This is a genomic window from Mesobacillus foraminis (assembly GCF_004340465.1).
GTDB classification, from domain to species: domain Bacteria; phylum Bacillota; class Bacilli; order Bacillales; family Cytobacillaceae; genus Mesobacillus_B; species Mesobacillus_B foraminis.
In genome coordinates, this window is record NZ_SLVV01000004.1 from 91675 (window position 1) to 112362 (window position 20688).

Annotated in this window: 22 protein-coding genes; 5 read left to right on the forward strand and 17 right to left on the reverse strand. The window is 42.0% G+C overall.

The window, feature by feature from the left end; genetic code table 11:
- Positions 1-15: 15 nt before the first annotated feature.
- Both EV146_RS07295 and EV146_RS07300 read right to left on the reverse strand, forming a co-directional pair.
- Entirely contained in the window at positions 16-1362 is a 1347-nt protein-coding gene (locus EV146_RS07295) for an MATE family efflux transporter (protein WP_132004005.1), read from the reverse strand.
- Positions 1363-1571: 209 nt separating this feature from the next.
- Positions 1572-1757: a hypothetical protein gene (locus tag EV146_RS07300; protein WP_132004008.1), complete on the reverse strand. Its 186-nt coding sequence runs from the start codon at positions 1755-1757 to the stop codon at positions 1572-1574.
- 165 nt (positions 1758-1922) lie between these two features.
- On the opposite strand from EV146_RS07300, the gene EV146_RS07305 reads away from it, so the two are divergent.
- Positions 1923-2411: a DUF2243 domain-containing protein gene (locus tag EV146_RS07305; protein ID WP_132004011.1), complete on the forward strand. Its 489-nt coding sequence runs from the start codon at positions 1923-1925 to the stop codon at positions 2409-2411.
- The gene (locus EV146_RS07310) at positions 2398-3198 is read left to right on the forward strand and encodes a cytochrome c oxidase assembly protein (protein WP_132004014.1); all 801 of its coding nucleotides are present in this window, start codon (positions 2398-2400) and stop codon (positions 3196-3198) included. Before EV146_RS07305 ends, EV146_RS07310 begins: the two co-directional genes overlap by 14 nt.
- 32 nt (positions 3199-3230) lie before the next feature.
- Here the strand turns inward: EV146_RS07310 and EV146_RS07315 are convergent, their stop codons facing one another.
- From EV146_RS07315 to EV146_RS07330, 6 genes are all read right to left on the reverse strand, one after another.
- Positions 3231-3434, reverse strand: a complete 204-nt coding sequence (locus EV146_RS07315) for an RNA-binding protein (protein WP_132004017.1) — start codon at positions 3432-3434, stop codon at positions 3231-3233.
- 55 nt (positions 3435-3489) lie between these two features.
- Positions 3490-3621, reverse strand: a complete 132-nt coding sequence (locus EV146_RS28110; RefSeq protein ID WP_257535573.1) for a hypothetical protein — start codon at positions 3619-3621, stop codon at positions 3490-3492.
- 18 nt (positions 3622-3639) lie between these two features.
- A complete protein-coding gene (locus EV146_RS07320; protein WP_132004020.1) occupies positions 3640-3894 on the reverse strand; it encodes a DUF1292 domain-containing protein in 255 nt (84 codons plus the stop codon).
- A 74-nt stretch (positions 3895-3968) separates the two neighbouring features.
- Complete coding sequence (locus EV146_RS26860) at positions 3969-4127, reverse strand: hypothetical protein (protein WP_158287034.1); 159 nt, start codon at positions 4125-4127, stop codon at positions 3969-3971.
- A 98-nt stretch (positions 4128-4225) separates the two neighbouring features.
- A complete protein-coding gene (helD, locus tag EV146_RS07325) occupies positions 4226-6481 on the reverse strand; it encodes an RNA polymerase recycling motor HelD (RefSeq protein WP_132004023.1) in 2256 nt (751 codons plus the stop codon).
- Between the two features lie 228 nt (positions 6482-6709).
- A complete protein-coding gene (locus EV146_RS07330) occupies positions 6710-7057 on the reverse strand; it encodes a rhodanese-like domain-containing protein (protein WP_132004026.1) in 348 nt (115 codons plus the stop codon).
- A 683-nt stretch (positions 7058-7740) separates the two neighbouring features.
- Between EV146_RS07330 and EV146_RS07335 the strand changes: the two genes are divergently transcribed.
- Together EV146_RS07335 and EV146_RS07340 are read left to right on the forward strand one after the other, a co-directional pair.
- Positions 7741-8010, forward strand: coding sequence for a ferritin family protein (locus EV146_RS07335; protein WP_132004029.1), 270 nt, complete (start codon positions 7741-7743; stop codon positions 8008-8010).
- Positions 8011-8030: 20 nt separating this feature from the next.
- A complete protein-coding gene (locus tag EV146_RS07340) occupies positions 8031-8378 on the forward strand; it encodes a spore coat protein (RefSeq protein WP_121612939.1) in 348 nt (115 codons plus the stop codon).
- Positions 8379-8501: 123 nt separating this feature from the next.
- Here EV146_RS07340 and EV146_RS07345 read toward each other — a convergent pair whose 3' ends face one another.
- The 3 genes from EV146_RS07345 to EV146_RS07355 form a co-directional block, all read right to left on the reverse strand.
- Positions 8502-8882, reverse strand: coding sequence for a hypothetical protein (locus EV146_RS07345; RefSeq protein ID WP_132004032.1), 381 nt, complete (start codon positions 8880-8882; stop codon positions 8502-8504).
- A gap of 49 nt (positions 8883-8931) precedes the next feature.
- A complete protein-coding gene (locus EV146_RS07350) occupies positions 8932-11181 on the reverse strand; it encodes a DEAD/DEAH box helicase (protein ID WP_132004034.1) in 2250 nt (749 codons plus the stop codon).
- Positions 11182-11544: 363 nt separating this feature from the next.
- Complete coding sequence (locus EV146_RS07355; RefSeq protein WP_132004037.1) at positions 11545-12486, reverse strand: SDR family oxidoreductase; 942 nt, start codon at positions 12484-12486, stop codon at positions 11545-11547.
- 156 nt (positions 12487-12642) lie between these two features.
- Here EV146_RS07355 and EV146_RS27470 point away from each other — a divergent pair, with 156 nt between their 5' ends.
- A complete protein-coding gene (locus EV146_RS27470) occupies positions 12643-12807 on the forward strand; it encodes a hypothetical protein (RefSeq protein ID WP_181215924.1) in 165 nt (54 codons plus the stop codon).
- Between the two features lie 73 nt (positions 12808-12880).
- Here the strand turns inward: EV146_RS27470 and brnQ are convergent, their stop codons facing one another.
- From brnQ to EV146_RS07385, 6 genes are all read right to left on the reverse strand, one after another.
- A complete protein-coding gene (gene brnQ / locus EV146_RS07360) occupies positions 12881-14248 on the reverse strand; it encodes a branched-chain amino acid transport system II carrier protein (RefSeq protein WP_132004041.1) in 1368 nt (455 codons plus the stop codon).
- 239 nt (positions 14249-14487) lie between these two features.
- Entirely contained in the window at positions 14488-16173 is a 1686-nt protein-coding gene (gene ilvD, locus EV146_RS07365; protein WP_132004044.1) for a dihydroxy-acid dehydratase, read from the reverse strand.
- A 181-nt stretch (positions 16174-16354) separates the two neighbouring features.
- Complete coding sequence (gene htpG, locus EV146_RS07370) at positions 16355-18229, reverse strand: molecular chaperone HtpG (protein ID WP_132004047.1); 1875 nt, start codon at positions 18227-18229, stop codon at positions 16355-16357.
- A gap of 195 nt (positions 18230-18424) precedes the next feature.
- Positions 18425-19174 (reverse strand): SDR family NAD(P)-dependent oxidoreductase, encoded by a 750-nt coding sequence (locus EV146_RS07375; RefSeq protein WP_132004050.1) that lies wholly within the window; start codon positions 19172-19174, stop codon positions 18425-18427.
- Positions 19175-19303: 129 nt separating this feature from the next.
- Positions 19304-19672 (reverse strand): replication termination protein, encoded by a 369-nt coding sequence (locus EV146_RS07380; protein WP_132004054.1) that lies wholly within the window; start codon positions 19670-19672, stop codon positions 19304-19306.
- Between the two features lie 429 nt (positions 19673-20101).
- Positions 20102-20611 carry a flavin reductase family protein gene (locus tag EV146_RS07385; protein ID WP_132004057.1) on the reverse strand — a complete coding sequence of 170 codons (510 nt, stop codon included), beginning with the start codon at positions 20609-20611 and terminating at the stop codon, positions 20102-20104.
- Positions 20612-20688 lie beyond the last annotated feature (77 nt).

Sequence of the window (20688 nt, forward strand, 5' to 3'; positions counted from 1 at the left end):
AAACCTGTGTGAATGTTATTCTGCTGCTTTCTTGGTAAACAGGCTTTTCTGTTTCCATTTTCCAAATTTGAAATAAACAAACGAGATAACACTGCTTAGAACAAAACTGATGCCCATTCCGAGCGAAATACCGTTTTGGCCCAGCCATTCAGAACCGATAAGGGTTAACGGATAACGAAGGATCCAAAAAGAGATAAGGTTAAGAACCAATATTTGATACATGGCTCCAGCCCCTCTGACTATCCCATTCAAGATAAAGTTCAGACCGATGAATGGATAGAAGAAAGCGATGATTTTTAAATAATCCTTTCCAAATAACACGGCCTCCTTCTGCTGGATAAAAAGTGCAGTTAAAAATTCTGCCAAAGAGAATACAAGGATGGCGATGAGCAGCATGATGGTAAAATTATAAATGGCCCCATAGATGGCAATTTGCCGAACCCTGTCCCAGCGGCCCGCGCCGATATTCTGCCCTGCCATGCTATTGACAGCAGTCCCAAGTGCCATGGCTGGCAAAGTGATGAGACTGTCAATTCGCTGGGATGCACCAAAACCAGCCACTACATCTTTTCCAAAACTGTTTACCACGCTCATGATGGCCAATACACCGGCATGGATCACCATCATCTGTAAACCCGAAGGAATCCCTAATTTTAGAATAAGGAACACCTCTTCTTTATTCGGAATTGACGGAAGAGTAAAAAGAACAAGTTTCCGGCGAATCGTATAAACAACACCCAGCAAGAATGATAAACCCTGTGAGAGAATCGTCGCCAGCGCTGCTCCTTCAATTCCCATATCAAACAGGGAGATGAATACGGGATCCAGCACAGTGTTCAGCAGAACAGCCACCATGACGAATTTCAGCGGTGTTTTGCTGTCGCCCATTGCCCTCAACACAGTGCTGATAAAATTGTAGCCTAACAGGAAAAGGATTCCGATTAGATTTATCCGGAGATAAGCAGCTGCGCCTGCCATCATTTCCGCAGGAGTATCCAGCATCATTAATATCCATTCAGAGAAAAAATAGCCAATTGTTCCTGCCAAAACAGATAGGGTGGATAATACGACTACAAGCGCATTAAGATATGATCTTAATCCTTCGTCATTTTTCCTCCCGCGCTGCTGGGAGAGTATCGTCAGTGTTGCATGATTGATTCCGATGATGAACGAAAGCATTGTGACAATAACGGTGCTCGATATGGTAACGGCTCCAAGTGCATTCCCACCCAGCAGGTTTCCAATCCAAAGGCTGTCAATGAATTGATATGATACCTGCAAAAGGTTGGTCAGCATGATAGGGGTAGAGAAATAAAACATATGTTTGGCAATCGAACCGGCAGTAAAATCGTGTTGTGACATGTGATAGCACTCCTTTTTTCGGTCAGGCATTTCAATATTCTATCACAATGAAACGTCACCATTATCAGAAGATGCTTGTGCGGATTTTTCCAAGCAAAAAGAACAATACTTCAGCATTGTCCTTCTTTACTCTCCCTATTCTCAAAAATTAGTCCTTTGCCCTTTCACTTAGTTTCAAGGAGGTCGCGAGAAAAGCCGGGTTCGCCGACTTATCCCATTCCGGGCTGATGCTCCCTCAATTGTTTCTCGATCACTTCGTCCCTTTCCCCGCCGTCAGAAAGTTCCTCGGAGAATTCGTGTGTGTTTAACCCCTTTTTGCCTATTATTTTGGAAGTCTTTATGGTTTCAGCCTGAAGATTATTGTTTGGAACGCCTTGTTTATTCCAATCACTCATATTCTAGCAGCTCCTTTTTTTCTTTAATATCCGTTTAAACTCTCTGGAATATGCAGTTTATCCGTTCATCAGCACAGGATCTTAACGTTTCTTGATTGTCAATGAGAAATGGAGGGTAAAATGGAGAAGGTAAGAATGGAATCTTTGTGATTAGGAGAGGGTTTTATGTCTGTTCATAATCAAGCAAACCTTTTGAAACGGAATCTATTTTCGGGTGTCCTGTTTGGGATTGGATTGGCTGCATTTATCGATGAAACGGTTTTCCATCAGCTCCTGCACTGGCATCATTTTTATGATAAGTCCACTACCGCATTAGGACTCGTCTCAGATGGGGTTTTCCATGCTTTTAGCTGGTTTGCAACGATTGCTTCTTTATTTATGTTCGCGGACCTTAGGAGGAAAAGTGCACTGAACTTTCTGCGGTGGCTAGGGGGAGTCTTCCTTGGTTACGGCCTTTTCCAGCTATATGATGGCACGGTCCAGCATAAGGTGATGCGGATCCACCAAATCCGGTACAATGTTGATATCCTTCCATATGACATGATATGGAACGCTGTTGCATTGGCCAGCGTCATTATCGGCTTCCGTCTTCTTTCTCGTTCCCGAAGCAAATCTCAGCAAAATAAAGGAAACAAGACTAATGAATCATCATGAGCACCATATTCATGGCGGTCTAATTCCTTTTGTTCATTTGGTTCTGGGCCTTTTTCTGATCCTGGTCATCTTTTTTTATCTACTTGCTGCTAACCGTTCGAGCCGGAAGTATAAAAAATGGCCCATTCACCGTACGCTTTTCTGGTGCCTGGGGGTTACTTGCATCGGTGCTTCCATCATGGGGCCTGTGGGAGAAAAAGCACATACGGAATTTACATGGCATATGGGCGGCCATTTATTGCTCGGAATGCTGGCTCCCTTTTTACTAGTTCTAAGTGCCCCGGTGACATTAGTGCTACATACGCTTCCTGTCAGGATGGCACGGCAATTGTCCTGCTTTCTCAGAAGGAGGCTGACTCATTTGGTCAGCAGCCCCCTTGCAGCATCCATTCTCAATATTGGCGGCCTGTGGGTGCTCTACACAACAAGCCTGTATGGTTCTATGCACCAAAGTGTTTCTCTATACCTCCTCGTACATGTTCATATCTTCTTGGCCGGCTACCTATATACAGCGGCAATGATTTATATAGATCCTGTTTCTAATCGTTTCAGCTTTGGGCACCGTGCAGCTGTTTTAATCTTATCCCTTGCTGGCCATGGAATTCTGTCAAAATGGATTTATGCCAACCCTCCAACAGGAGTGCCGCGAGCCCAGGCGGAGCTTGGAGGCATGCTTATGTACTATGGCGGGGATGCCATTGAACTAATGATTATTTTTATCCTTTGTTTACAATGGTATAAGTCGGCCCGGCCGCGGACCAGTATGAGTGTTGCCTATAAAGGATAGTACATCCCGGCAGGCCGGGCGTTAGAAACATTTTATCTTTTAACTCTTTGATTCACGATATCAAATATGGTTAAAAGCTTATGGGGAGTACTCGCTGAATAGAAATCATTGAGTGTTTTACTTCCCGTTTTCAAATCATCAACCACGGATTTGATTTCATCCTTAATATCTGTATCAATTTCGCCGGCCGAAAGCATATTCTCCAGCTCCCTGGCCATCTGATTGGTACGGTCCATAGGCATCCTCCAAATAGGAAAGAGCTGACTTTCATTCTCATCAGCTCTTCTTTTATTAGATTAAAGGTTTTCCTGCATCCGGGGAAAGGTTAGCATCTCCCTTTCCAATAATTCGGAGCCCTTTATCGGTATTTTTAATGGCATTTGTTTCCGAGTGTTTTTGATTGCTCTTACGGTGATTCTTCAAAGGTATTCACCTCTACTTTTATTCAGCAGGAGCTGCATCGACTGCTACCTGATAAGCATCAAGAATTGCATCCTTATCATCCTTGTCCGAAAGTCCCACTAAATATTGTTCCTTGCCATCCTCTTCCACACGCATCAGCACTGTCTCTTCATTGGATCTTAGTAGGGCATATGACTCTCCTTGCATTTCAAAGAGTGCCTCAACCTCATAAGATAAGAGGTTGCCCTGATCATCTTCAACGGTAACAAGGTCTCGGATTGAATCCTGTTCCATTGCCTCACCCCCATTTTTGCATATACCTGAATGTTTACGTTTCCCTGATTTTAAAGGAAAAATCCTTATTCTTTTCAGCTCGGATCTACTTCATCGAAGGAAAGATTTGTCACCTCGGTGTATTCGCCTTTTTGCCGATCAGATTGTGATGCTTTTTGTCCCAGTTCTTCGGAGTCATCCATTCCTGGAGCGATACTCGGCTGTTGATTTTGTTTTCCGCTATTATTCTTCACCTTAGCCAACTCCTTTCATGCTTACACTTTTCCCGAACAAATTGAAATTATACGAGCGAAAAAAGCGGTCCTTAGAACAGGACCGCTTAAGGCTATTATTACTCTTCAAATAAAAAATCACTTGCTTTTTCCCCAATAAAATATAAACGATGGAGAGGTCTTGTCATGACAACATAGAGAAGTTTAATATCCAGATCGTTTTGTTTGGAATAGGTTTCATTAAGAGAAATTGCAAACACCCCGTCAAATTCCAGCCCTTTAGCAAGATACGAAGGCAGGATGACGAGCTGGTCTTTCGGAATGGAAGCTTCTTCTTCCAGAAGGGTAACTTTTTCATCCATTTCCTGCAGAACCCGATAAGCTTCCCGGCAATCTCCTGCCGTTTTACCAATCACAGCAAATGTCCGAAGCCCTTGTTCCTTCATGGTTTTCATTTCGTTCAGTAACCTTTCGCCCCATTCCGAATTTATTCTTTGAATGAATTTTGGTCGATCCCCATGGCGGACCACCGGTTCTACCTGGGGAAACCGATAAGGCAAAAGCTCAAGCAGCTTATTGGCTTCATTCATAATCTCGACTGTTGTTCGATAGCTTTTCTTTAGCTCCGTATAGGTGGCCCGGGGAAAGATGCTGTGATGGACCTCTTCCCAGTCCTCCAATCCCCGGTAAGAATAAATTCCTTGAGCCAAATCGCCCACAAGAGTAAACATATCTGTATCGGAAGCGGTTTTGAGTGCCTGAAGCTGCATGAAGCTATAATCCTGCGCCTCATCAATCACGATGTTGCGGGCGCGTTTATCCTTCTCCACTCCAAACAATAAAGCATACAAATAAAGCAGCGGGCCCAGGTCTTCCAGTTCATAGTTCTTTTTGATGAAAAGGCCGCTTTGATACCTGCAAAGTTTGTGAGCTTCCTCTATATTGATACCGCCCTCGCTAAAAGTCACCAGATTTTCGGGATTGGAAAATAACTCCTGATAATACTCCAGGACTGTTTTCTTTTCAAAGTGTTTAAAGTATTGTTTTACGCAGGTTGAAATTGCTTTTTGGATATCTGCTGTCCGTTCTGCTTTTTTATCCAGGCATTTTGACACATATTCTTTCCGCACAGCCGGATTGCCTTTCTTATCCAATGCTGACTGTATTTTTTGATCATAGGTATCCGTTATCCGGGCAAGCATGATTTTCTTCTTGGATCTCACCTGGCTTTGAAGGATTTTCTTCAGTTTATCGACTCGGGCATAGACCGGTAAATACCAGTACTCATCAACCAGCAGCTTCTTAAATTTCTTCGAAGAGTACAGCCGGTATTTGTCGCAGTAGAAGTCCTCACTTGGAAAAAAACGAGTGATAATTTCTCCGACAAAGTAGTCCAATACCTTTTTGAAGGTAGACGAGCCTTTAATGCCTGAGGCCCATGCTGCAGTTTGGGTCTCCTCGCTTTTATTTTCAAGCAGTTGGATGAGTTTTTTATCGGGAACAATGGTTAATTTCTTTTTAATGGCGAATTGAACATACTCACTAAAAGTGAACTGCTTTGCTTTTTCCACACCTAGCTCGGGCAAAGCCTCAGAAATATAATCGATAAACAGACGGCTTGGGGCTAAGATCATTAAATCCCTGGGATCAAAGGTCTCCTTGTATTGATAAATAAAATAGGAAATCCTGTGCAGGGCAATGGTTGTTTTTCCGCTTCCTGCTGCCCCTTGGACAATGATCGGCTTGTTTAGGTCAGCGCGGATGATTTTATTCTGTTCCTCCTGTATGGTTGAGACAATTTCAGTCAACCGATTGCTGGAGCTTTTAGCCAGGGAGTCCTGAAGCAGCTCATCCGTGGTGGTTAAATCAATGTCACGGATCTCAGTCAGCTCACCCTCTTCAATCATCAACTGGCGCTTCAAAGAGATGTTTCCTGAGAAGTGTTCGCCTTCAGCCTCGTATGCTACGGGACCAATGCGGCCTTCATAGTATAGGTTGGCAATGGGTGAACGCCAGTCAACGATGATTTGTTCCTGGCTTTCTCGCTGATACAGGGAAGTTTTCCCGAAGTAGAGGACCTCTTCTTGTTGATTTTCATCCCTGGTAAAATCTACTCGGGCAAAATAAGGCTTGCCTCGTGCTTTTTTTAAATTTTCCAGCTCAGCCTTCGACATATCAAAAAAGTTGGCCGTTGTCAGTAATTCTGTATACCTTCCTGATTCCTGCCAGTCTTCATCGCCGAACATCTCCTGCATGATCCTCCTGAACTGATCCTTGCTTGTCTCTGCCGTTTTTACAATGACCTCAATATAACGTTTGGTAAAATCGAGTCTTTCCTCCTCGATATGTAAATCCGGGTGCTGCTTCGATGTCATGAACTTCTCCCCTTATTTTCGAAATTATGCCGTGACGATCGTTAACAGCGGTGAAATGGAAATCTATATTACCAAAAATATCCGGTCCGTACAATGGGTATTTGCCATTTTGGTTCTAATTATTAAAAATTTTCAATGAAGTCCTATTAGCCGAATAAAAAGTGGCACCCTTTAAGAATGCCACTCCAATGGAATAATTCTATAATTTTTCTCTTTAGGTTGGATTACTTACTGGCACTGACAGTCAGTCAGGGTATATCCATTCACTTTAAACCCCTTTTTCCTTAAGTAACGTACTCCAACGTTCTTTTCCAGCTGGTTGGCGGCAACGATATGGACTTCCTTAGACGGAATCTCATCAGAAAACCTTTTAAGGTAAGCAGTCGGGATAACGATTGCTCCATTCACTGGATTTTTGGTGGAGACATTATAATCCCTTATATCGACGATCGTATTTGTATGTTTATTCTGTCCATTGGCAAGATCCTTACAAGGAACACCGAAAACAGGAAAATAGCGTGTATACAAAATAACAACAAGCAAAACAATTAGCAAAGCAATCGCAGTAATCATCATTACCCCCGAGTCTTTATCTGTTTTCCGAAGTTAATAATATACCATGACAGGTATATTGTAAATAGGTTGATTGTTCTCATCCCAATTAAAAATCTAATTTTTTCGATTATTTTTCATACTTTATCATACTAAAAAAACACCAGGCTGAAAAGAATTTAGTTTGGTGTTTTTTTAGTATCATAAAGCTTTTTTTATGCATCATTCCATTAATCGATTTTTAATATCCTCAGCCATCGTCTTGACCTCTTTGTCTTCCGGCATACTGAAGTGGGATGTTGGTTTTCGGCATTCTCCATTTTCGCTCGTTCCCGGATTTAAAAAATTGTATTTTGGATGGGAGAATACATCCTGCCAGCATGACTTCCATTAGAACCCTTTCAACTCCCTTAGGATTACATACCTCAAGAACAAAGGTCTCCTCGTACAGGCCGACTTCAATCTCGTGTCAATCCTATGTCTAAAATACACTGTTGGTGTCCTAGCAGAGGGAAAAATAAATTGCATGACCTAAGAGCAGGGTTTTCGAAATGATGGTTCAAGTAAAACCTCTGGACAAACCAGCTTAGTCTGCTATCCAAACATACGCTGCCACTGACGGCTGTTACTGGCATAATTAGCATAACTTTTACCCTCTTTGCTAAACCTAGAATGTGTGAAATCATAAAAGTAAGGAGAGGTAAAATATGGACCAAACCCAAGCACAGATTCCTTATCCTCCAAGGGCTATTACGACAAAGGATATTCTTTATTTAAAGGATGCTCTATCCTGGGAGCTCCTGGCTTTTAAAAAGTTTCATTTTCTGGCCGAACATGCAGAAAATCCAGAAATCAAGGCAGCCCTTGATAAAGCCGGGAAATTGCATCAGGATCACTTTGAACGGCTGCTCATCCACTTTCAGGTTGATAACAACGCTGCCATGTCCAGCCTGCCTAATACAAATAAGCCAAATTAATTCAGAAGAGAGGTCATTTCATGCAAAATCAGCAATCCCAAAACACTAGCAAGATTGCCAATCCACAGACGGGTGAATTGCCAAAAGTGAAAAGCCCCGAAATGAACGATAGGGATTTTTTGAATGATGGGCTCAGCACTTGTAAATACTTAACCGACAGCTTGAATATTGCCGTTCGGGAAGCAAGTCATGAACAGCTTTACAACGATATGGTTCAAATCCTCAAAGAAACACATGACAGCTGCCGTGAAATGTATAATATGATGTTCCAGCATGGCTGGTACAAACTAGAAGCTGAAGAACAGCAAAAAATTGATCAAGCTCACAAACAATTTAGCAACTATTCCTCCCAGTTCCCTTATCAATGATCGTTTAAAAAATAGGCAAACCGATTTCAGACTGCTCATGGCTAGAGTAATTTGAAATCGGTTTTCTATTTCCTTTAAAAAACAAAAAAGACCGACAGTATGTACACCGTTCGGTCTGTAAAATCACTTTTCCGATGAGCGATAAACAGCCTGATAGGAATTTTCTCCCGCATGGACCGATAAAAGGGTGTCCGCGTAACCTACAAGGCGATTGACGATTTCGTCGGCAATGGCGTAGACAAGCGAATGCAGTGTCGATATATACAACTCCGGATCGTCGAAAATTATCGTGGTATTGATGTAAATATCTCGATTGCCATATAAATCGTAATGGATGATCGCTTTCCCTGCCGCACCGCCTGATTGAGGATCGCGATAACTTGGAAGAAATAGATACCATTCTTCAGCAGTCGCTGAACGGAAATTTTTGGTGAATTTTAGGTCGTCCACTTCATGGTCAATTTTTTCTTTAATGGCTGGTGGTATAACCTCTAACCCCTCCATGTTTTTCCTCACTTTTCGGTCATTATTCAGATCCTTTTCCTCCACAGTTTTATTTTTCCAAAAGAGAAATCTGCCCTAAAAAATACTCGCTAATGGCCCTGGAATTCAATCTGGCCGCGACATATGGAGGAAGCACTTGATCGGCTCCTTCCAGTGGAAGTCCAAGCCAGAGAATACTGTTGTCAATCATGACGAAAGGGAATGGAAATGAACCCTCCTCATTTCGACTGGGCTGGAGCTCCTCCCACGTTCCTGAGGAAAGAATGGTCAAATCCACTCTTTTATTTCTATTGAGTAGTTTTTCCTTCCATTCCCTGGTTAGTCCTGTTTTTTGGGGAAGTGAAATAATAAGTGAGGACCTTGCGTTTTCAATATCGATAAAGATCCTCTCCAGCTTTTTGGCATGAACCCAGTTGAGTCTGGAATGCTGATTTTGAATCCAGGTTCCGATGTCACTTGTTGTTACTCTTTGTTGATTATTTGCCTGATAATCGGCGAGCTGGCGAAGAGTTTTTCCTCGGTAAACATGATTCTGGATAAAATGATGGCTCGCAACATGGACAAACTTCCCTCTTGTTCTCGTGATCGCTACATTGATCAATCGTTCGCTGTCTTTCCCTGTGAGAAGCATCCCTGCCCTGCTTTGCGGGGCATCATCGACGCTATCAAAGATCATGATGTCACGTTCACTTCCCTGGAATTTATGGACGGTTGCAGCCGTGATATCTGCCTGGCTTTGTTCGTCTTCGTATAAATCATTCAAAAGAAGCTCCATTAAACTGGCCTGTGCCCGGTACGGACTCATATATCCGATTGATGTTGCTCCGCCAAGATAGGATTCATGAATTAACTGGAAAGACAGAAGCAGCTGCCAGAGATTATACCTTGATTGAGATGTTTTCTCGCTCATGCAGTGCTTGCCTGAAAAACTCGTATCTAAAAGTAATGAGGCCCTGCCTGGAAAAGGTTTTTGATTTACGATTTGATTCCTGCTGGTTTTGACACTTTCATGGTCGCCTACAAGAGAATGGTAGATATACTTGTTTGTGAAGGCTGAAATATCAGGGTGCATCCGTCGCTGTTCTTTAAGCAGGAAGAGATGTGGGTGCAGTTCCCCATCTTTTACCCAGTCGACCACTCCGGCTCTGTGAAAAATATCTTCTTTAAGCCACTTCGTAATAAGGGAATCCCTGCCTGACGCAATCGGAGGAAGCTGTTTAAAATCACCGCAGATGATGACACGCTTGCCAAGGCTCGCAGCAAAGGCAGCCTGCGGAACATAAGCCATGCTCGCTTCATCCACAATAACCAGGTCAAATTCCTTTTCATAGACGGAACTGTCCATTGCAGCTTTAGCCAAAGTGGTTCCTACAATGTAGGCTTCGTTCAGGAATTCGGTTTCTTTTTGCCTGATTTTTTCGAGGATCCTGGCGAGTTTCGTTTCAATCTCCAATAGCTCATCGGAGTCTCTTTTGCTGAAGGATGTGGAGAGATCATTTTTTATCATTCGTCTTTCTTCCCACAGTCTTTCTTTGTCTGCTGCAAGCAGTGGATCCTGTTTCTCGAGGAGCTGCTTGGACGTAATTGAGTTTTGAAACAAAATTCCCTCTGCGGCCTGTCCTCCGTAGCGTAGAACATCCCCCTCGCGAAAACGATTCTTTTGTTCAATAAAGGCTGCTGCTTCCCCTATCAGAACATCCACTGCCTGATTGCTATGAGCCAAAATCAGCACCCGTTTATCCTGAAAATACTTATTTGCCGCAGTTCTTGCAAGTGTATAGGTTTTCCCTGTGCCCGGCGGCCCCCAAACAAAGGTCACTGGGTTGTATTTTGACCGTAAAATCAGTTCGTGGACATTGCTCTTTATTTTGTCCGCCGGATGCCTGGCATCCATGGATGGTTCCATTACATTTTTTATCCTGAGCCTTTTCCTTTTGCTTTTCTTAATTTCATCCAGTCGCTGGATGAGGTGCTCGAGGAGCTCCCAGGGGTCGTGCAGCAACACCGCTTCAGGAACTAAATCCCCAAAGCTTTTTTCAAGTTCGAGGATGAGTCCTTTCCCCTCGGATGACAGAACCCGTCCGCTGCTCTTCATGCTGCCCCATTCGAGTCTGATTGTTGCGCCAATGGGAACCCTTAAAAAAGAGGTGGTGTCAAAGTAGTAGGTATAATGGACATCGTTTGATACCAAACGCCCATTCATTATGGTATACCTGTTTCCTCCATATTTTTTCAAGTAATTAATTTCCTTTTGGAGCGCCTGCTGCCATTCGCGGATATATATTTTCGTGGATGTCATTTTTTCTTCCTTTTAATGAATTTGAATCTTTTAATAGTATTACACATTGAACAATATGTAAATTTGATCGATATATTTTTTTTATGCTGTTTCGATCCTTGCCTTTAAGTTCAATACAAATACTTTTGAATCCTCTGCGACTAAATGCCTCCAGTGGAACGAAGGTGCATACCCCGAAGATTTTTTCTTCTAGAATCCTTTAGGTATAAAGGCTGGACAATTATCGATAGCTTTGTTTCGGGCAGGTTCCCATGATCCCAGTCTTTGTCCTGACGATAAAACAAAACAAACTAACTATTTTTAAGAAAATAAATAGATAGGCGGGAAAACCGACCCGCCATAATATGAAGCAGGTGTGTTATTTTACGATGAAGTCATTTCTCCGCCGTTCACATGCAGAGTTTGTCCGGTAACAAATCGGGAGTCGTCAGAAGCAAGAAATACATAAGCTGGTGCCAGTTCAAATGGCTGTGCCTGGCGCTGCATCGGGTTATCCACCAGCGGCACCTGGTCTGCAGAAAAGCTGGAAGGAATAAGAGGGGTCCATACTCTTCCTGGGGCAACTGCGTTTACACGGATTCCCTTCTTTGCAAGGTTATTTGCCAGTGCCCGGGTAAAACCAACATTCGCTGCTTTTGTTGTCGAATAATCAATCAATTGTTCATTTCCATAGTAGGCGACCACGGAGGCTGTATTGATGATCGAACTGCCAGTTTTAAGGTGACGGAGAGCGGCCCGTGTTGTGTAAAAATGGGAGTAAACGTTTACCTTGAATGTATCATCAAATTGTTCATCGCTGATATCCAGCAAGCTTAGCTGCTGGAACTGTATGCCAACATGATTGCACAAGACATCCAACTTTCCGAAATTCCTAATCGTTTCTTCCACGATGTGTATACACTGTTCCTTAATTCTTAAATCCCCTGGAAGCAATATACAGCGCTGTCCAAGTTCCTCTATTCTCCTCTTAGTTCGCTCGGCATCCTCGTGCTCATCTAAATAGGAAATGGCAACATCGGCACCTTCTTTTGCAAAGGCAATAGCTGCTGCTGCCCCGATTCCACTGTCACCACCTGTAATGAGGGCGGTCTTCCCTTTTAATTTTCCGCTTCCGGAATAGTGCGGGTTTTCAATAATGGGGCGCGGAACCATCTTTTGTTCAACGCCAGGCTGCCGGAGCTGCCTTTGCTCCGGAACGGTAAGAGGAATATCTTCAATACGCGTGATCTTTCCATAGTGAGGGTACAAGGGATATTCCTGACCTGAAGCTATATCTCTTCGTTTTCTTTCATCATCTTTCGGCATGGCCATCCTCCTTGAAGAAACCATTTCAGAAATACATTATGTTTTTGGGCTATTATTGTGCATGTTTCTATACCCGAAAAGACCATATAATGCAATGACTCAGGCTTAGTAGAATGAATAGACTGTGTTATAAAGAAAAGAAGGAGGAATGGACGAATGCTATATCATCCACAGGTACAATTTTTATTGATTTCCCATTCAACCGAGAAAGAGAGGGTTTTATATGATCAGAATTCTCACCCCTATCTTTTGCCTAAAATTGGACCAAGACCCCCTTTTTACTGGAATCCACGCTATGAACCCTTTTTCCCGAAAATCTAAGCCACAAAATGAAAAAGCCGGCTCTTTTAAGAGACCGGCTTTAAAAATGATTATTAAACGATCAATTCACTGCTTAGTTTTGTTCTTCGTACCTGCTGATAACCCTACCTGCAATACGCGCATAAATACCAGTCAAAAGAATGATGATTAAGATAGGGAGAAGCCAGCCTAATCCTTCGTTATAGAGAGGCAAGTGAGACTCATAGAAAGTGACGATTGGTTTCATCCAGCCAAAATACTCGATTTCAAACAGCTGACAGAACGTTTTTAGCCCATCTATCAGGCTGATCATGAAGGTAACAGCCGTAGCAGAAGCATAAACAAGTCTCGAGTCATTAAACAAAGGCGACAAGAATGTCAGCAGCATCAGAACGATGGCTAAAGGATATAAAAGCATCAGTACTGGAATTGAAAAGTTAATAATATTTGCAAGACCAAAATTTGCGACGATAAAGGATAATGCAGAAAAGAAAAGCACGAACTTTTTATAGCTGATTTTCGGTACTAACATGTGGAAATATTCCCCGCAGGCTGACATCAGACCGATGCTTGTAGTCAAACATGCCAGCGTAATGATTATGGTCAGCATCATGGTGCCGAAACGGCCAAAATAATAGGAAGATGCTTCACTGAGCACCGGCCCTCCCGTTTCCTGAAGTCCGAAGGTACCCGTACTGGTTGCACCTAAGTAGGCAATGCCGACATAGATAATGCCTAAAAATATGGTTGCGACCATTCCTGATTTGGCTGTCGCGAGAAGGATCCCTTTCTTAGTAGTAACACCCATTGAACGGACGGCATTAATAACAATGATCCCAAAGACCAGAGAAGCAAGAGCATCCATGGTATTGTATCCTTCCGTAAAACCTTTCATGAAGGCTCCGGAAGCATAGGCATCCTGGGGAGCTTGTACGGAGCCAACAGGATTTATAATCGACATAGCCAGAAGGATTAATAGGAGTATAATAATTCCAGGTGATAATATTTTTCCGACACGGTCAACAAGCTTGTCCGGATTCAAGGAGAACCATAGCGTGACACTAAAAAATAAAACAGTGAAAATCAATAATCCAGCCTGATTAAATTCCGAGCCTACAAACGGTGCCACCCCGATATCATATGCGACTGCTCCAGTTCTGGGAGCGGCAAAAAAAGGACCAATAGTTAAATAAAGAAGGGAGGTGAAAATAATCCCGTATAGCGGATGGATACGGCCAGAAAGCTCCTGAAGGTTGCGACTTCCAGATACACCCATAGCCAATATTCCAAGGAACGGCAATCCTATCCCGGTAATTAAAAATCCAGTCACCGCCATCCAGACGTTTGACCCGGCATTCTGCCCAAGTGATGCCGGAAATATTAAGTTGCCCGCCCCGAAAAATAGGGCAAACAGCATAACTCCAATGACAAAATAAGATGAAAAAGGCAATTTTTTTTGCATGTATCTTTCCCCCTACATAATAAAACAAACAATAAAAGCTTGATAATTTATTTTTCTAATAAAGCTTTTTACACAGCATGTGAATAATATTACCTGTTTCATTCATGAAATGCAAGACTTCATTTTCGATAATTTTGATAATTTGGAAATGACAAAAATTGTATCCTGTTCACTAAAGCAGGAAGGATTTCGTAAAAAATAAAAAACAGCAGGAGAACCTCCTGCTGTTTTGCTTACTATCAGAACTTCATGACACCGCCATTGCTGGCATTTGTAACAAGCTTGGAATAGCGTGCCAAGTATCCTCTTTTCACTTTTGATTCGAAACCTTTCCAATTCGCTTTCCGTTTTTCGAATTCTTCATCAGAGATTTCCAAATTAATCGTTCGATTGTTCAAGTCCAACTCGATGATATCGCCGTCTTCAACAAAAGCAATTGGGCCTCCTTCAGCTGCTTCTGGAGAAATATGCCCAATGCTGATTCCTCGGGAAGCCCCCGAGAAACGGCCGTCGGTTATTAACCCAACCTTTGCGCCAAGACCCATTCCGACAATCTGGGAAGTTGGAGCAAGCATTTCAGGCATTCCAGGCCCACCTTTAGGACCTTCATAACGAATGACAACAACATGGCCTTCTTTTACTTTTTTATTGATAATGCCAGACAAAGCTTCTTCCTGGGAATCAAAACAGATGGCAGGACCTCTGTGGTATCCGCCAACAGCCGGGTCAACAGCTCCTACTTTGATGATTGAGCCTTCAGGTGCTAAGTTTCCAAATAAAACCGCGAGTCCCCCACGTTCGGAATGAGGGTTTTCCAAAGGACGGATGACATCCTTATTAAGGATGTCGCTTCCGGCAACATTTTCACGAAGCGTCTTCCCTGACACCGTGATGCATTCCCCATTAAGGGCTCCTGGCTTTTTAAGAAGTTCGTTGATAATAGCACTGACGCCGCCCGCATTATGTACATCCTCAATGTGATAGTCAGAAGCCGGTGCAATTTTGGCTAAATGCGGTACGCGATTGGCAATTTCATTGATTCTTTCCACAGGATATTCAAAACCTGCTTCATGAGCAAGCGCTAATGTGTGAAGTACCGTATTTGTAGATCCGCCCATCGCCATATCAAGGGCAAATGCATTATCAATGGCATCGATCGTAACGATGTCGCGCGGCTTGATATCCTGTTTGATCAGCTCCATTAATTGTGTTGCAGAAGTTCTGACAAATTCTTTTCTTTTTTCTGAAACTGCCAGGATGGTACCATTGCCAGGCAGTGCAAGTCCAAGTCCTTCTGCAAGGCAGTTCATGGAGTTAGCAGTAAACATTCCTGAACATGAACCACATGTCGGGCAAGCAAATTGTTCAAGCTCCTGCAAGCCTTCATCGTCAATTTTCCCTGCCTGGTACGCCCCCACTCCTTCGAAAACAGAAGATAAAGAAAGCGGTTTGCCGTTTTTATCCACCCCGGCTTTCATTGGTCCTCCACTGACAAAAAGGGTTGGAATGTTGACTCGAAGTGCGGCCATCATCATGCCAGGAGTGATTTTGTCGCAGTTTGGAATACAGACCATTCCGTCAAACCAGTGTGCGGAAACGACTGTTTCAATGGAATCTGCAATAATTTCACGGCTGGGAAGTGAATAGCGCATGCCGATGTGGCCCATTGCAATTCCGTCATCGACCCCAATGGTATTAAATTCGAATGGAACACCGCCTGCTTCGCGAATAGCTTCTTTAACAATTTTTCCAAACTCCTGCAAGTGTACATGGCCGGGAACAATATCTATATAAGAGTTACAAACGGCAATAAACGGTTTGCCGAAATCCTCCTCTTTAACGCCGGCTGCACGCAGCAAACTGCGGTGTGGAGCGCGGTCATAACCTTTTTTAATCATGTCACTTCTCATATTTGTCTCGGACATATGATGTAAGACCTCCAATTTCCCTCTGTTATTTAATAATATAGTACTATTATTCTATGAAAATTCTAACACATAAAAAAAGAAATTTAAATGTTCGAACAAATAAAAATAAAAAAACTAGTTTAGGACTGAAAAAATGGATGGAAAAACCCCTATCTTTTCAAAGATAGGGGCTGCTGTTTTATACCATGACCTTGCAAATATTATTTGTGAACTCAACTGGATCCTGAATCGGAAGGCCTTCAATCAGTAAGGCTTGATTGTAAAGAAGGTTGGTATATAGATTTAATTTGTCTTTATCATTTTCAAAAGCTGCTTGGAGAGAGCTGTATACATCATGATGAATGTTGATTTCCAGCACCTTGTCAGCTTTGATATTTTGATTGTCAGGCATTGCCTTGAGGATTTTTTCCATTTCAATGGTTACCTCCCCGTCGGCAGAAAGACACACTGGGTGGGATTTTAATCTTTTAGAGATTCGGACATCCTTCACTTTGTCCCCTAATACTTCCTTCATATAAGAGAAGAGCTCTTTATTCTCATTTTCATCTTGCAAGTCTTGCTCTTTGTCTTCTTCCTCTAAACCTAAATCGCTGCTTGAAACGGACCTGAATTCTTTTTCTTTATAGTTCATTAACATTTTAATGGCAAATTCATCAATTTCGTCGGTGAAATACAAAATTTCAAAGCCTTTATCTGCAACAACTTCAGTCTGAGGAAGTTTTTCTATTCTCTCATTTGATTCCCCGGCAGCATAATAGATATATTTTTGATCCTCCGGCATTCTAGAAACATATTCATCCAGCGTGACCAGTTTCTTTTCTTTGGAAGAGTAGAACATAAGCAGATCCTGCAGCAATTCTTTATTGCTTCCAAAATCACTGTAGACGCCATATTTCAATTGTCTTCCAAAGGATTGATAAAACCCGGTGTATTTGTCTCGTTCATTTTTCAGTAATGCCTGTAATTCGCTTTTTATTTTTTTGCTGATGTTTTTGGCAATCAGCTTTAATTGCCGGTCATGCTGAAGCATTTCTCTTGAAATGTTCAATGAGAGGTCCTCTGAATCGACCATCCCTTTTACAAAGCTGAAGTAATCAGGGAGCAGATCACCGCATTTGTTCATGATCAAGACGCCGTTTGAATATAGCTCCAAACCTTTTTCGTATTCCTTGGAATAATAGTCAAATGGAATTTTTTCAGGTATGAACAGGATTGCATTATACCTTATGGAACCATCTACACTGATATGAATATGCTTAATGGGCTTGTCGAAGCCATAATGTTTTTCCTGATAGAACTTTTCATAGTCTTCGGCTGAAAGCTCATTTTTATTTTTTCGCCAGATAGGCACCATTGAATTGATGATTTGTTCTTCCTTATAATCTTCTAATTCCTCACTGCCTTCTTTTGGCCTTTTACCGGAAATATCCATTTTTATCGGATAGCGAATGAAGTCCGAATATTTTTTTATGATTGATTTTAGACGATATTCGTCCAAGTATTCATCATACTTTTCATCTTCAGTGTTTTCCTTGATTTTTAAGTATATTTCAGTCCCGACATCTGACTTATCACATGGTTCAATCGTATAGCCATCGGCACCTTCTGATTGCCATTTGTATGCTTCGTCACTGCCTAAAGCTCTGCTTATGACTGTTACAACATCAGCTACCATAAATGCAGCATAGAATCCTACCCCGAACTGGCCAATAATATCGTGACCATCTTTCAATTCATTTTCGTTTTTAAAAGCTAAAGAACCACTTTTGGCAATGATGCCAAGATTGTTTTCCAGCTCATCTTTTGTCATCCCGATTCCGGTATCGGAAATTGTCAATGTTCTTGTTTCCTTGTCGGCAGCGACTTTTATGTAATAATCCTCTTTATTAAAATGCAAGGAATCGTCGGATAGTGCTCTGTAATAAATTTTGTCTATGGCATCACTTGCGTTGGAAATTAACTCCCGCAGAAAGACCTCCCGTTGTGAGTAAATGGAATTGATCATCATTTCAAGTAGTCTTTTTGATTCTGCCTTAAATTGCATTTTTTCCATTGACTGTTCTCCTTCCCATATATAAACCTTAAATCCTCTTTATTAGCACTCTCTTTCGGGGAGTGCCAACCAATAATTTAATATCATATTTTTAGATAAGTGTCAATAAATAATACAGGATCACTGACAACCTTCCGTCTGTGGTCCAGGTACGGCTTTTTTTGAACCTCTCCTGGTTTTGAATATGTACACCAGTTATTCTTCATAGATCATTTTTCTGGTCATTCCACCATCGATGATAAGATTAACTCCTGTTACAAAATCATTCTCTTTAGAGGTCAAATACAAGCATGCCCGTGCGATGTCTTCTGGTTTCCCTACGCGTTTGGATAGATGCTGTTCATGGTCTGCCCCACGAAGGTTTGAATAATCACCGGTCTCGATCCATCCCGGTGATATCGCATTCACAGTTATCCTGTCTTCGCTTAATGAAGCTGCCAAGGCATGAGTCACTGCTACAATGCCTCCTTTAGTAGCTGCATAGCCCTCTGAATTCGGTTCAGACATTATGGCTCTTGTTGAAGCGATGTTCACAATTGAACCGCCTTCCTTGTTCTTTCGCATATATTTGGCAGCTTCCCGTGAGCCAAGAAAGACACTTCTTAGATTGGTATGGATAACATCGTCCCATTCCTCAATTGTGACTTCATACGGAGATTTAAATAGCCCTTTGCCTGCGTTATTAATTAAAATATCAATATGGCCATATTTGTCATATGCTGTCTTCATTAAAAGGACGATATCGGGCTCCTTTCTTACGTCCGTAAGAACAAAAGCTGCTTTTCCGCCCTCCTCTTCAATGGCCGAAGCCGCCTTGTTCCCGCTTTCCTCTTCCAGGTCCGCTAAAATGACAGTAGCCCCCTTCTCTGCATAAAGCCGGGCGACTCCTTTTCCAATACCATTGGCAGCACCTGTTACGATCACGGTCTTATTTGTAAAATCCATGCCTTTTCACCTTCCCTTCATATTTCATTTAAAATAACATAAAAACAGAGAATTTTATAATAGCTGGACTAATGCCGAATTGAAGCTGGAAAAAACGTAATTCAGTGTTCGGGCTAATTAGCGATTATATTAAGAAAAGTTATCTTTCAGAGCTTTTCTAAGCAGCTGTTCACACCGGTCCAAATCTGCTTTGACAAGCTTTTTATAGGCTTTGGCTTCTTCTTTGTTTGCAATGGAGTAGACGGCAACTTCTTTATATTTTGAACCATCTTCTTTTATCTTTCGCCTGCTTAAAATGCCATCCTCAAGTAAATCATGCAATGCGCGGTAAACCTCTGAATGCTGGGGCTCAAAACCGAATGGCTTGAATGATTCTCGGAGCTCGTCCAATAGCTGCATGCCGTACCAGCGTTCTTTTTCGATACTGGTCAACAGATATAATTTTAAAAACGCACGCTGTTTAATAAGAAATCCTGTACTTTCTCTTTTTTCACCCACATCATTCACCTCCAGATTTTAGAAAAGAAAAACATTACATACCAGGTTATTAGATATCAAATAGTGAAAGATATGATAGAACTCGTTTTTAAAACACGGAATATTCTAACTAATTTCTAACTAATTATAACACAATGTGCAGATTACACACCAGTATATACCATTTCGCAGGCAGCTTAATTGCCATTTACGTCGGTAGATTTATTTTTTAAACTTTGATTATTGGGCGAGTGCAAAAATAAGATGTATGTGTATTTAGCACATTGTGCCAAATACACATACCTCTTACCTCTACTCATACCTACTATGTTAAATTTAACCAGTAACTAGCTCCTACATAAGGCAACTAACGTCAAAACAATTCCGATTCAATTCATGATAGAGGAATCTTTTAATTTGGTAAAGATAAGAATGTTAAAAGTTTTGGATTTAAGATTGCCGAGGATAAGCAGGCCAATGATCCGGGATGGTACCTATATTCCGGCTATAATACAATAATGGTTCTTTGTCTTCTGCCTTAAGGCCGATTACCTCACCCAAAAGAATTACATGATCACCTGCATCGATTTGCTGGTCAGTTTTACATTCAAGTGTTCCTAATGAATCAGAAATGATTGGCAAACCATTAACAGAAAGCTCCCATTTCACCTTTGAGAACCGGTCAGGCTCCTTGCCGGCAAATGCCCAGCATGCATCTGCCTGTTCAGCAGAAAGTATGTGGACCGCAAACTTTTCTGCCTTCAAAAAGGCAGCGAAAGAGGAAAACCGTTTATCAAGACACCAAAGGATCAAGAGAGGCTCCAGAGATACAGAGGTAAAGGAATTAACTGTTAATCCTGTTGGAGTGCCATTCGCATCCAGGGTGGTCACAATGGTAACTCCTGTCGGATATTTCCCCATGATTCTTTTAAATTTATCAACCCTTTCATTTTTACTCATCCACTCTTCCCCCTTGTCTATATCCCATTTTATTTTGCATGCAACCCAAATCTGTTGAGTTTTATCTCCCTTCTCAT

What these genes read in the sequence shown, in the direction of transcription:
- EV146_RS07295 (WP_132004005.1), bottom strand. Translation starts at nt 1,362, where the DNA reads ATGTCACAACACGATTTTACTGCCGGTTCGATTGCCAAACATATGTTT.
- EV146_RS07300 (WP_132004008.1), bottom strand. Translation starts at nt 1,757, where the DNA reads ATGAGTGATTGGAATAAACAAGGCGTTCCAAACAATAATCTTCAGGCT.
- EV146_RS07305 (WP_132004011.1), top strand. Translation starts at nt 1,923, where the DNA reads ATGTCTGTTCATAATCAAGCAAACCTTTTGAAACGGAATCTATTTTCG.
- EV146_RS07310 (WP_132004014.1), top strand. Translation starts at nt 2,398, where the DNA reads ATGAATCATCATGAGCACCATATTCATGGCGGTCTAATTCCTTTTGTT.
- EV146_RS07315 (WP_132004017.1), bottom strand. Translation starts at nt 3,434, where the DNA reads ATGGACCGTACCAATCAGATGGCCAGGGAGCTGGAGAATATGCTTTCG.
- EV146_RS07320 (WP_132004020.1), bottom strand. Translation starts at nt 3,894, where the DNA reads ATGGAACAGGATTCAATCCGAGACCTTGTTACCGTTGAAGATGATCAG.
- helD (WP_132004023.1), bottom strand. Translation starts at nt 6,481, where the DNA reads ATGACATCGAAGCAGCACCCGGATTTACATATCGAGGAGGAAAGACTC.
- EV146_RS07330 (WP_132004026.1), bottom strand. Translation starts at nt 7,057, where the DNA reads ATGATGATTACTGCGATTGCTTTGCTAATTGTTTTGCTTGTTGTTATT.
- EV146_RS07335 (WP_132004029.1), top strand. Translation starts at nt 7,741, where the DNA reads ATGGACCAAACCCAAGCACAGATTCCTTATCCTCCAAGGGCTATTACG.
- EV146_RS07340 (WP_121612939.1), top strand. Translation starts at nt 8,031, where the DNA reads ATGCAAAATCAGCAATCCCAAAACACTAGCAAGATTGCCAATCCACAG.
- EV146_RS07345 (WP_132004032.1), bottom strand. Translation starts at nt 8,882, where the DNA reads ATGGAGGGGTTAGAGGTTATACCACCAGCCATTAAAGAAAAAATTGAC.
- EV146_RS07350 (WP_132004034.1), bottom strand. Translation starts at nt 11,181, where the DNA reads ATGACATCCACGAAAATATATATCCGCGAATGGCAGCAGGCGCTCCAA.
- EV146_RS07355 (WP_132004037.1), bottom strand. Translation starts at nt 12,486, where the DNA reads ATGCCGAAAGATGATGAAAGAAAACGAAGAGATATAGCTTCAGGTCAG.
- EV146_RS27470 (WP_181215924.1), top strand. Translation starts at nt 12,643, where the DNA reads ATGCTATATCATCCACAGGTACAATTTTTATTGATTTCCCATTCAACC.
- brnQ (WP_132004041.1), bottom strand. Translation starts at nt 14,248, where the DNA reads ATGCAAAAAAAATTGCCTTTTTCATCTTATTTTGTCATTGGAGTTATG.
- ilvD (WP_132004044.1), bottom strand. Translation starts at nt 16,173, where the DNA reads ATGTCCGAGACAAATATGAGAAGTGACATGATTAAAAAAGGTTATGAC.
- htpG (WP_132004047.1), bottom strand. Translation starts at nt 18,229, where the DNA reads ATGGAAAAAATGCAATTTAAGGCAGAATCAAAAAGACTACTTGAAATG.
- EV146_RS07375 (WP_132004050.1), bottom strand. Translation starts at nt 19,174, where the DNA reads ATGGATTTTACAAATAAGACCGTGATCGTAACAGGTGCTGCCAATGGT.
- EV146_RS07385 (WP_132004057.1), bottom strand. Translation starts at nt 20,611, where the DNA reads ATGAGTAAAAATGAAAGGGTTGATAAATTTAAAAGAATCATGGGGAAA.